We start from the raw sequence: 11,979 nt of genomic DNA, 5'->3' as shown, positions 1-11,979 counted from the left end.
AAATATTTTTCCACTTTTCATTTCATTTCGAGGAACTTAAAATCATCAACTTCAGTCAATACAGCTCACTTTCAGGCTATTGGTCTGAAATTCATCCAGAAATGAACGATTCTTGTCGGCCAAGTACTGCTGACATGACGTTCCGGATGCAAAACAAAGCACCACAACGGTGCTGCGACAGCTTTTTGTCTTACCTTCAAATAATTATCAATAAAAAAGCATCTCCAGGAGCCTTCCACCCATGTCCCCGAAAATTATTACCCTAAGCATCGCGCTCGCCTGCAGTGGCGCGCTGGTCAGCCTGACCCCGCAAAATGTTGCCGCGGCAGTCTCGAACAGCAATATCAGCACAAACACCGTTGTTTCCAAAATCAATCCCGCTGACCTGACACTAGAACAACTGTACCGTGCTAAATCCTACGCAGGGCAACAGGCTAAATTGCTCAACTTCAGCCACGACGGACGTTATCTTGCTTATGCTTGGAATCCGTTTGATGAGTTGGGTTCTGATTTGTACATTTACGACACGCAAACTGGGGTCAGCAAACGTATTACATCACCAGCAGTAATGAAAGCCTACGATGCCCCTGAGGTGTGGGACAGATTCGATAAAAAGGCCAAACAAAAAGAAAAAGAAGAAGCTGAGCGTCAGGCAAAGGCTGAAGCCCAGGCCGCCTATTTACGTGGTGAAAACGTCAATCTCAAACAATGGGAAGATGCTGATTTAGCCCTGATCAAAAAAGAACTGGCAGAAAAGAAAGCCAAAGAAGTGATAAAAAAAGCCGAGGCCGATGCGGAAGCTGCGAAAGAAAAAGCCGCTGCAGCTGCTGCGGATAAGAGTGCGAACACCGCCAGCGTCGATGCAAAAAAAGAAGATAAAAAAGAAAATAAAAAAGACGATCAGAAAGACGCTAAAGCCGATACAGAAAAAGAAATCTGGGAATTGCGTGACGAGCTGAAAAAGAAAAACGACAAAGAAAAACTCAAACCTAGCGATCTTTATCCAGGCATCGATAATCTGGTCTGGGCCAACAAAAAGAATGAATTAATTTTTGAATATCGCGGTGATTTATTCCGCCTCGACGCCAGCACCTATAAGGTCGAACGCCTGATGCAAACTGACAAAAAAGAACGTATCGTCGCTTACAACGCGGACGATAGAGGCTACATTTATATGGACGAAAAAAGCTTATACAGCGCCAGCTTTGATCACAGTACCATTCGCCAGTTAAACCGCGAATTGATTCATCCGGATGATGCCGATAAGAAGTACAAAATCGTGAGCACGGTTCTGAGCGAGAACAAACAGTGGATGGCGATTTCTGCAGAAGCACCGGACATCAATCCGGAAACGGGCAAAGTCAATCCACCATCTGAGCGCAAAGTCGAGATCATGGATTACAACACCCGTTTCGCTACTGCTAAAAAAGTCGATCGTGAAGTTGCTGATGACAAGCGCAAAGTGTTACCGACTGCCTTATATATTCGTCGTGTCAGCGATAGCAATGCCCGTCAACCGCAACCAGTGTTCACAAATGAAGGCGGCGATGTGTGGTTTGAAATGAGTGATGTCAGCTGGGCAAAAGATGGTAGCCGTTACACATTCTCGACTTGGGAACGGGAAAAGAATTTGTTGCGCATTTACGTTGGTAAAGCTGATGAAGCTAGCAAACCAAGCTTGGTATTTGAGCGCCGTGGCAATGTCGGTCATGAAGTCGTCGGCTTCATATCACCGCAATTCACCCCTGATAGCAAACAATTGATCGCGATTCTGGATGAACAGGGTTACCGTCAACCTTACGTGATCAATACTGACACCGGTGCTGCCAAACCAATCTTAAAAGGTGATTTCGAAGCGCACCATATTGTCGGCTTCAGCCCCGATAGTAAGTTCATGTTTGTGCTTGCCAACAAAGACGATTTTGCCGCAATGAATGCGTTCAAGGTCGATATGGCAACCGGTGCGATGACTGCACTGGGTCAGGCGGGCGACTACCACCGCGCCAGCGCAATTGCCGATACTGGCACTGAGCTCGCCAGCGTTGCCGGTCAATGGTCTAGCCGTCCAGAATTAAAATTAATTGATACCAGAACGGCCAAAGCTAAAACACTGACACAAAGTAACGACCCTTTGTGGAACGCCGTCGATATCATGCGTCCGATCCGTTTCAGCTATCCAAATCGCCACGGTGACATGATACAAGCGTATACATTCAAACCTGAAGGATGGAAGGAAAGCGACCAACGTCCTGCCATCGTCTATACCTACGGTGGACCTCTGGGCGATCGCCATATTATTGAAACCGATAGCTTTCAACAAACCGCCTACCTATTTGGCATGTATATGGCCGCTAAACATGGTTATGTCACTGTTGCAGTAGATCCTCGTGGCCATTCAAATTACGGTAGAAAATTCAGCGACGCTAACTGGGAACAACCTGGCAAACCACAAACCGAAGATCTGGAAGATCTGGCAAAATACATGCAACAACATTTCGGTGTAGATGGTAAGCGTATTGGTCTGACAGGCTGGAGTTTTGGTGGCTTCCAGACGCAATATACGATGTACACTAGTCCAGACACATTTGCTGCGGGGATTGCCGGAGGTGGCCCGACAGAATGGGAAAACTACAATAGCTGGTACACCGGTCGTACTTTAGGTAAAACCGAAAGAAGCAAACTCAGCTTACGCCGTTTCTCTTTATTGCCTTTAACATCCGGCTTGAAAAAGCCTTTGATGCTGGTACACGGCATGCAAGATCCTAATGTGCTGTATCAGGACACGGTCAATGTCTATCGTGCCTTGCTGGAAAATGGCAAAGAACAATTGGTCGATTTATTCCTCGATCCTGACGGTGAACATGGCATGGGCGGTGCGATCAAAGCCAAGACCTGGCATAAAAAATATGAAAGCTTTTTTGTTCAGCACCTTGGTGAAGGAAGCCCGGCTAACAAATAATGTTCTTCCTTTTTATTACGTTTTAATCTGATAAACAGCGCCCTACCCATGGGCGCTGTTTTTTTTACCCAATTTCTTTCTCAAAGCCATCAATATAAATACAAAAAATATATCGGATGGGAAATTAAATTAACGGTATAAAATGGCAACTCCAGTTCCATAGAAATTGAATAAAAAAAGATTTTTACGGAACTGCTCAACATCAAAATTGAAGGAGAAGGTATGTACACACAGCTGCGTGGGCCTGAAAGATTTTTTCGATTTGGACAGTGGGCTATTGCCTTATTATTTGCATTTTTCCTCATCAAAGTCGGTGCGAGTCTGATTGCCGATTTACCGCTTTTGTCAAAATCACCAACACCGGAGGATTTTGTCGATCATGCTGCAAATCAAAAAATTGAATTACTCATCGCTCCTCAGCGTAAGCAGATACTTGCGTTCGAAAATCAACAACGCCTTCTGAGCAATCAACTGAACACAAGTCGTGAAAACTATGCAAAGGACAAGCAGAGTTTCGATAATTGGCGGGCGGCACGCAATAGCACTGAACAGTCAGATCAAAATCCAGAAGTTGTCGCGAAAGCACGCAAGCTTGATGTGCAGTTGCAAATGCAACAGCAACTCGAAGATAAAATTAAACAGATCGATCAACAAAAACTAGTGATCGAAGAAAACATACGACCACAGCAACAGCAACTCGCAGACCTGGAAGTCATTGCAAATCGTGCATACGAAACCGCACTCTACAAAGATTCGCTCAAGGCATTCGGTATTCGTTTGTTATTCGTGGCACCTCTGTTAGCAATCGCCATATGGCTGTTTCGTCAGCATCGCAAAAGTCAGCAATGGCCTTTCGTTTGGGGCTACATCGTTTTTGCACTGTTCGCATTTTTCTTTGAACTGGTCCCTTATCTTCCGAGCTTTGGTGGTTATATCCGCTATGGTGTTGGTGCGGCGCTGACATTCATCGGCGGAAAAGCATTAATCAAATCGCTGCAAAATTATCTGGAGAAAAAAAGTCTGGAGCAGGCTGCTCCGCAGGAGGAACGTAAGCACGAGATCCGCTATGAAAAAGCGCTTGAATCTATGGCACGCGGACAATGTCCCGGGTGCGACAGAGCAATCCCGGCAATTGAAGGCGTGCAGGTTAATTTTTGCATGCACTGCGGCCTAACAACCTACACCAAATGCCATGCATGTGGCTTACGACACAACGCGTTTTACCCGTATTGTCCAACTTGTGGCGTACCAGCCAACGATCATAAAAATAAAAAAACATCCTGACGCGCGAGCCGATAGTTGCAGGGGATTGTTGAGGTAGCATCTGGTTTTAAGTTACACCACGTCTTTGCGCGTCGCGTCGTCACACTACATTTCCTTGCAACGTTTCAGATAATAGACAGACTCACTCCTCAGGATGAGTCTGTCTGTCTCCACAATTTTTCACAGCAATTGAACAACACTTACAAAATATTTAGTAGTATTTTTATAATTTTTAATGTAAAAATGCTAAATCTTATAAGCCATTTTAAGAACGTTCCCGCTTTGAATCAAGATAGAAAAAAACGTTGCCACATGGAAATTTTGTACTATCCTATACAATCAATACCTAGCAATTTACATTTTTTAACACTATCATCAGATCTCAATGTTTCGAGGGAGGCCTTTCATGGATCGTTTAGCCATCTATAAAAATATTGCCGAACAAGCCAATCAGGGCGATTTGGTATTTCCTACCCATGTTGAAGAAACCTTAAAGTTAAAGCGCATCCTCGACAACCCAGATTGTCATCTCGAAACAGCCGCAAAATACATCATTGCCGATCCTGTACTATCAGCCCGAACAGTAGCGATGGCTAATTCATCGGCATTTAATCGCTCTGGCAACGATATCAACAATGTCCCCATGGCGATCAGCCGTCTCGGCTTTCGCACCCTCAGAACACTGGTAAGCGCGACCCTGGTACGTCAGCTTAATAGTCAGCTACGCGATCCGGTATTAAAACAAAAAGCCAAACAACTATGGGAACATTCAGCCCACGTAGCGGCATTAGCGCAAGTTATCGCCAGACACATCACCAGAGTCGATCCAGATACAGCGATGTTCGCTGGCATCGTGCATGAGGTTGGCGGTTTTTATTTAATTTCGAGAGCAGAAGAGTTTCCCGGCTTACTTGATGGTGAACCTGAAATCTGGCGCGAATATGGCGAAAAATTAATTGGCCGTGGCGTGATGAAGCAATTAGGTATTCCGGAACACGTGATGAAAGCGGCTGAATTACTCTGGCAAGGTATATCTGGTGTGCCACCAATATCATTAGGTGATACGCTGATCTTGGCCAATGATATTGCCCCTGTCATTTCCCCATTACATGAACAAGATGGCTTAAACACCAAGAAATTCGCCGCCAATATCGATTTTGAAGTTGACGATACGACACTGCAAGAAGTTCTTGATAATGCCGACGACGAAATCGAATCTTTATCGGCTGCATTATTGGTATAACTGCAGTAAAGCTTGAATGGCTAGAACGAGCGCCTTACTTTTTGTGGATAAAAAATGAAGGGCAGTGTTAATGTAACCTCCCTCTATTCGTCAGATCACTATACGCCACCCCTTGCGCGCCATCCCATACATGAGCGCGGCGAACACTGCGGTAAATGCCAACGCAAACGCAACCGACGAAAAGTCCTCACCGAATCGCGCGCCCAACAATGGCAAGAAGACATGCTTGTAAATGGCGTCTCCCCAACCGCTAAATGCAAGCAAACAAGTCGCCACCCATGATCCAGCATAAGCAGCGATGGAATTGATGCCAAAACTACGCCCAATCCCAGGAAAATTCTTGAGATCAATCAGCCAATGAAACGCAGCGATAACGATATAAGCGGCGCCACTGGTCCAAAACACAAATGAAGCCGTCCACAATTGCTTATTCATTGGCAACCAGTAAGACATCAAATAGCCCACCACCAACATGCCGACACCGATCAGACATAAAGCAGATAATTTACTTTGACGCAAAAACCAGGCGGCCTGAACACCCAACAAAACACTGGCGAAAGCCGGGAATGTAGAAAAGATACCTTCAGGGTCATGTGCCAGCCCTGTCACCGCATCAAAGCTATAAGCGAAATGACCTAATAACATCGTATCAATATGGTCTGCCAGGTTTTGTCCTGGCAATAAAGATCCGTATGCCAACAGTGCCAAAGTAGAAGTCACCAGGATCAAAGCAGTCAATATCCAACGCTGTATGAAGGAGCGTATGTACAGTACGCATAAACCTGCAAAAGCAAAACAAATACCAATTCTTTGCAGCACGCCAAGCAGTCGGAACGCACGCCCATCAATCGTTAACGTAGCAATCAAATGCAATGCCAAGCCCAGACAAAACAAACGTACAGCGCGCCACAGCACGGAAGATCGCAAGGCATTCACGTTGGCGCCACGTTCTAATTGTGGGCTCAATGCAAGAGAAACCGATAATCCGACAATCAACAAAAAGAAAGGAAAAATAAAATCTGCCGGTGTACATCCGTGCCACTCGGCATGCTCAAGCCATGGGAATACGTGGTCCCAATCACCAGCATTATTGACCAATAACATGGCGGCGACGGTGAGGCCACGAAATACATCTACCGATAAAAAACGACCTTGTTTTTGTTTTTCCACGTACTTTGTCTCCATTTTTATACAAGTAATTTTATTGATGTACTAGAAAGCACTAAAAAAAACTACCTTCTTGTCTTTATCAAATAACCCGTGCAAGCTACCCGGCTCTGTGCAGCACAAAACTCTGCAACAACAAAACTCAGAAGGTCTTACAGTTCCGCATTTGAATTAATTCCAATACCAATTACCGAGAAAATCATCTTCCTGGCATCCTGAAAACAGCAAAAAATAAACTTAGCGATGACAATACCAGTTAATCAATCAACACATGTTAACCTAGCAGATGCAACACCCAGACAGCGTGCTGATAATCGGCGATTTATGGAAGATTCTCAGTGTATTAAAGTAAAAAATATGCTCGATATTTAAACCAAACAAATAATACTGGCACTTAAGTGGCATTGCAAATATAAAACCAGTTGACCTAGATGACAGGCGCTAGTATGTTCTGAATCCTAAGCTTTGCTGTCGACGTTATAAAGATGAAAATTCAAGCCGATCAGCACCATAATAATTTATGCCATTGAGACTATCTTATGACTACTGAAAAGACAGTAAGCGTCCACCCTATGCGTTGGGTACCCACCTTATATCTGGCAGAAGGTTTACCCTTTTATGCCGTCGCCTTGGTCGCAGGTCTGATGTATAAAAGTTTAGGTGTTCCCAATGATCAAATTGCCCGCTGGACTGGCTTGATTGGTTTGGCTTGGGTATTTAAATGTCTATGGAGTCCATTTCTGGAAGCTGCTAGCAGTAAAAAACTCATCGTTGTCTCGTTTCAACTCATCGGCGGTGTCTGCCTTGGACTAGTCGCATTATCGTTACAAATGCCTATGTATTTTGCTATGAGTATTGCACTGCTAGGTGTAGTAGCAATCGCTTCGGCAACCCATGATATCGCTGCCGACGGTTTGTATATTGCCAGCCTCAGCAATAAGCAACAAGCCGCCTACGCAGGTTGGCAAGGTGCATTCTTTAATGCTGCTAAATTTATCTCGCTCGGTGGACTGGTCATTCTGGCGGGTTATTTAGAAAAACAAATGGATGCGCATCACGCCTGGATGATCATTTTTGGCATACTGGGCATCATGCTGACAGCGCTCGGTTTATATCATAGCTGGGCGTTGCCAGGGACTAAAAACACTAACACTGAAGCATCAATGCGCAGTGTATTCACGACCTTACTCGATGTGATTATCGATTTTTTCAAAAAACCGGGTATCTGGCTTGCAATTACTTTCATCATTTTATTTCGCGCAGGTGAAGGTCAAATTCAAACAATAGGTCCCTTGTTTTTGCGCGATTCACGGGAACTCGGTGGATTAGGTCTGAGTACAGATCAGGTCGGTGTCGTCTATGGAACGGCAGGTACAGTCGCGTTTCTCGGGGGGAGTATTCTCGGTGGTTATTTCGCGTCGTGGCTGGGCTTACGTCGGGCACTGCCTTGGTTGATTTTGGCGATGAATGTACCAAACCTGGTGTTCTTTTTTCTGAGCAGCACGCTGCCCGACAATATGAGCGTGATCGCGACTGCATTGAGCTTTGAAATGTTTGGCTATGGTTTTGGTTTTGTCGGATTAATTCTTTTCATCATGCAAGTTGTGGCGGTCGGTAAATACCAGACTGCGCATTACGCCTTAGGTACTGGTGTCATGCAACTGGGTTTTGTGTTCTTTAAAATGATCAGTGGCGATATTCAGGTTGCTTTGGGATACAAGAATTTTTTTGTATGGGTATTAATCTCAGCTATTCCTGTTTTGATACTGACACGCTTTGTCAAGATTAAGGACGGCACACCAGCGACCAACGATACTGTCGTCACAGATCAAAGCATGGAAGCAAATAGCAAAGCTTAATCGGCAACCAATAGCGCCCTCAGATTGGCGCCTTTAACGGGATGTTGAGAGTAAATACGGTACCCTTGCCATAAATGCTCTCAACACTCAAATTTCCCCCTAAAGTTTTGGTGGCAATATTGTGTACGATGTTCAAACCTAAACCTGTTCCACCACGCCCTAATTTGGTGGTGTAAAACGGATCAAAAATTCGTGATAGGTGATCTGTTTCTATCCCTATGCCATCATCCGTAAAAATAATTTGAACCGTATTGTCGTCAAGTAGAGATGCGCTCAAATACATCTCGCCTTGATCTTTATCCTCAAATGCATGCGCCAGAGAATTGGTGATTAAATTTGTCACGACCTGCTCTAACGGGCCGGGGTAACTATCCATCAATATCCCTGAAGGAACCTCAAAATTAAAACGGTAAGGTGTTTTGCGTAACATCGGACTCAATACTGCAACCACATCGACGATAACGTCATGCAAATCAAATGGCCGGCGTTGTTCTGTGGTCTGGTCGACAGCAACATGTTTAAAATTGTTAACGAGATCACTGGAGCGATTTAACGCACGGATTAAAATAGAGGTTCCCTCATCAGCATCGCTCAGATACTCACTGAGACTCGATTTGCGTAAGCCACCTTCAGCAAATAATTGATTCACATGTTTGGTTTTTTCACGCAAAGTGCTCGCCACTGTCAGGCTATTGCCAATCGGCGTATTGAGCTCATGCGCGACTACGGCAACGATATTTCCTAAAGCTTTGAGCTTTTCAGAGCGTATCAATTCATCCTGCGCCAGCTGTAATTTTTCCATTGCTTCAGCTAACTCATCGTTGGCTGTTTTCAGTTCCGCAGTTCTCACAACAACTCTTGATTCGAGTTCATCATTAAGTTTACTCAGTGCAGCTCTAGCCTCAACTTGTGGCGTAATGTCGCGCGCGATCCCCAAAAAGCCGACGACGTTTTCAAACTCATCGCGCATTGTTGTGACGACAAGGGAAACATTAATACGTTTGCCGCTTTTGTGAATATACGTCCAGTTAGTGAAATCAGAACCATCTCTAATCGCTATCGCGGTAAAAATCTCGATACCAGAAATGTGGCGCGAAAATTGTTTAGATAATTGCCGGCTACGTTCGCGCAATTCTTCTTTGTCGTGAAAAGGTGCTGGTGTCAGTCTGCCCAAAAACTCATCTGCACTATATCCCAACATTTTTTCTGCGCCACTATTGAACATCGTTATTTTGCCGTAGACATCCGTCGCTATGATCGAGACTTCTGAAGCGGCATCCAACACCGCTTGAAGTTTGCGACGACTCATCTCCACCTTCACTTCTGACTCAAGACGCTCCGTAATATCTTTACAAATAGTGACGATGTGAGGAACTCCATCAATGTTCAGAAGCTTTGCTGACAACAGTATCGCTTTTACCGTGCCATCCTTAGCCAGAATGGATGTCTGATAATCACTCACGTAGCCGTTGACTTTAACAATTTTTACCCAACGTTTGCGATTTTCGATATCGAGCCAAATTCCCATTTCCAGGCTGGTTTTACCCATGGTCTCATTACGTGTGTAGCCAGTTATTGCTTCAAAACCCGCGTTCGCATAGACGATCATGCCATTGTCTAATTTGCTCAGTGTCAGGTAATCAGGAACTGCTTCAAATACCGACTGCAATCGTTCGGCGGTTTCACGTTGTTGCTGTTCACTATGCTTTAAGGTGAGAATATCGCGCTCTAATTGTTCTCCCATAACATTTAAAGCACGTCCTACTATCCCAACTTCGTCATTACCTGTATGCGCAATGCGCAGTCCATATTCACCACGAGAGATTGCGTTTGCAGCGACTTCAAGACGTTTTAAATGACGTGTCAGCCAAGAACCTAGTAAAGCGATAAAAATAAAAGACAGTAAAATTTCTACCGCGGCAATCAGAATAGATTCTTTCAACAAATTGTTACGTGCATCCAGTACAAATTGGGTGTTCACGCCAAACATCAAATCACCATAGGGCAAACCAGCCAATGTGACAGGCAAGCGTGCATCAATGCGCGTTGGACTTTTTGCGGTTTGAAAATGGGAAAGGTCCTGTGGCAATTCACTATCCCAACCATTCGAGACGATCAAATGATGATCGTGATCAAACAAAAGAAAATAAACAATACCGTCTTTGCGACGACTACTGCGAAACACATCGTTAATCGCAGCGTAATCTTCTTGAGCGAGCGCTGGGGCGATGGATGCATTCAATAAGACTGAGACTTCTTTCAACCGAAGATCGACCAATTGCAACATGTGATCATGATTGAGCCGTAAACTATTAGCAACCAAAAAGCTCAGCATGACCACTTCTACCAGTACGCAGCCTAAAACCAATTTCCAACGTAACGACAATCTCATTGCAAATCCAGATACTTTAAGGTTTCAGGAAGAAATTTATCCAATTCAGGCATACTCGACAACTCAATTTTTTTTACCCCACCAAACCGACTATTTTTTAAAAATTGCGCGCCAGCCTCAGTTTCTGGCAAGTTGAGCAGTGCCGCCGTCAAGGCCAGCCTTTGCTTCTCGGTTAATCGCGAAGAAAACGAGATCATCATATTTGGCAAGGTCTGAGTACGAAAAATTTCACGACAGCAACGCGCTTGTTCTTCAGGCATTTGATCCAAGGCAAAATGAGCGGCTATCGCAGCGTCATTTTCGCCTTTAACTATGGATAACAGCGCTGCGTTCTGATTCAAACTTGGCCTAACTATCAAATCACCTTCACGTATATGGTCTTCTTGAAGCGCTTTGAATACCGCTAAATTAACCAACACTGCCCGGTCAGTGACAGCCAGCTTCTTCCCCCGCAAATCGGCCAATTTAACTATCTTGGAATTATCCGCCACAAACACGGAACCATACAAATCATTAGTAAATTGAATCGCGGGAATATAACCGGCTCTTTTTTGTAGAAATCTGGAAAGATGTGCCGACATGATGAGCACATCATAATCCTGGTGCAGAGATTTTTTTAAGATACCAGGTACATCAGTAGCGGTATAAAGTTCAACCGGGATTCCAGTTTGTTGTTGCAATTGCTCGCGAACCGGAGCAAACAAAGTGATCAGAACCTGGGGGGAAAGGTATGGAAGAATGCCGACCTTGATATTGCGCTGCAATTCAGCGGCGTCGGGCATAGACGTAGCAAATGCAAAAAACAAAGCCAGCCAGCGTAGACGGGTCAATGTCCAGGACATCTAACAAGCTCCATCAAAAAATATGCTTTAACAATAAGATATTCAGCAATAAACTTGCTGCGAAGAATGTCCAATTATTGCATGCGGGCGAATCGCGGGCTATAAGTCTTGGATTGCAATGTAGTGAAAAGCTAGAAAATGTATTTTTTTGATACGATAGCATGTTAAACATACAAACGGTTACCCAGCAAGCGCATCAATAGCAATAAAAATAACAAGCTGGGACACCCCACCCGACGAGTCCAATATAAAAA

General features: G+C 44.5%; 7 protein-coding genes. 4 read left to right on the top strand and 3 right to left on the bottom strand.

Annotated elements, in window-relative coordinates; all coding sequences use genetic code 11:
- Nucleotides 1-241: 241 nt before the first annotated feature.
- The 3 genes from H8K32_RS12830 (at nucleotide 242) to H8K32_RS12820 (ending at nucleotide 5,465) form a co-directional block, all read left to right on the top strand.
- Nucleotides 242-2,959, top strand: coding sequence for a S9 family peptidase (locus tag H8K32_RS12830; protein ID WP_186912928.1), 2,718 nt, complete (start codon nucleotides 242-244; stop codon nucleotides 2,957-2,959).
- 222 nt (nucleotides 2,960-3,181) lie between these two features.
- The gene (locus H8K32_RS12825) at nucleotides 3,182-4,243 is read left to right on the top strand and encodes a zinc ribbon domain-containing protein (protein ID WP_186912927.1); all 1,062 of its coding nucleotides are present in this window, start codon (nucleotides 3,182-3,184) and stop codon (nucleotides 4,241-4,243) included.
- Between the two features lie 385 nt (nucleotides 4,244-4,628).
- Entirely contained in the window at nucleotides 4,629-5,465 is an 837-nt protein-coding gene (locus H8K32_RS12820; RefSeq protein ID WP_186912926.1) for an HDOD domain-containing protein, read from the top strand.
- 90 nt (nucleotides 5,466-5,555) lie between these two features.
- Here H8K32_RS12820 and H8K32_RS12815 read toward each other — a convergent pair whose 3' ends face one another.
- Nucleotides 5,556-6,635 carry an acyltransferase family protein gene (locus H8K32_RS12815; RefSeq protein ID WP_343068001.1) on the bottom strand — a complete coding sequence of 360 codons (1,080 nt, stop codon included), beginning with the start codon at nucleotides 6,633-6,635 and terminating at the stop codon, nucleotides 5,556-5,558.
- Between the two features lie 536 nt (nucleotides 6,636-7,171).
- On the opposite strand from H8K32_RS12815, the gene H8K32_RS12810 reads away from it, so the two are divergent.
- On the top strand, nucleotides 7,172-8,491 hold the full coding sequence (locus H8K32_RS12810; protein WP_246447340.1) for an MFS transporter: 1,320 nt from the start codon (nucleotides 7,172-7,174) through the stop codon (nucleotides 8,489-8,491).
- A gap of 19 nt (nucleotides 8,492-8,510) precedes the next feature.
- On the opposite strand, the gene H8K32_RS12805 is transcribed toward H8K32_RS12810, so the two are convergent.
- Together H8K32_RS12805 and H8K32_RS12800 are read right to left on the bottom strand one after the other, a co-directional pair.
- Entirely contained in the window at nucleotides 8,511-10,883 is a 2,373-nt protein-coding gene (locus H8K32_RS12805; protein WP_186912924.1) for a PAS domain-containing sensor histidine kinase, read from the bottom strand.
- A complete protein-coding gene (locus H8K32_RS12800; RefSeq protein ID WP_186912923.1) occupies nucleotides 10,880-11,725 on the bottom strand; it encodes a phosphate/phosphite/phosphonate ABC transporter substrate-binding protein in 846 nt (281 codons plus the stop codon). Before H8K32_RS12800 ends, H8K32_RS12805 begins: the two co-directional genes overlap by 4 nt.
- Nucleotides 11,726-11,979 lie beyond the last annotated feature (254 nt).

The organism is Cognatundibacterium jejuense (genome assembly GCF_014284255.1).
Lineage (GTDB): Bacteria > Pseudomonadota > Gammaproteobacteria > Burkholderiales > Burkholderiaceae_D > Undibacterium > Undibacterium jejuense.
The sequence above is the reverse complement of the archived record's forward strand: the minus strand, read 5'-3'. Positions and strand labels throughout refer to the sequence as shown.

Excerpts from the sequence above, each read along its gene's own strand:
- H8K32_RS12830 (WP_186912928.1), top strand. The coding sequence starts at position 242 with ATGTCCCCGAAAATTATTACCCTAAGCATCGCGCTCGCCTGCAGTGGC.
- H8K32_RS12825 (WP_186912927.1), top strand. The coding sequence starts at position 3,182 with ATGTACACACAGCTGCGTGGGCCTGAAAGATTTTTTCGATTTGGACAG.
- H8K32_RS12820 (WP_186912926.1), top strand. The coding sequence starts at position 4,629 with ATGGATCGTTTAGCCATCTATAAAAATATTGCCGAACAAGCCAATCAG.
- H8K32_RS12810 (WP_246447340.1), top strand. The coding sequence starts at position 7,172 with ATGACTACTGAAAAGACAGTAAGCGTCCACCCTATGCGTTGGGTACCC.
- H8K32_RS12805 (WP_186912924.1), bottom strand. The coding sequence starts at position 10,883 with ATGAGATTGTCGTTACGTTGGAAATTGGTTTTAGGCTGCGTACTGGTA.
- H8K32_RS12800 (WP_186912923.1), bottom strand. The coding sequence starts at position 11,725 with ATGTCCTGGACATTGACCCGTCTACGCTGGCTGGCTTTGTTTTTTGCA.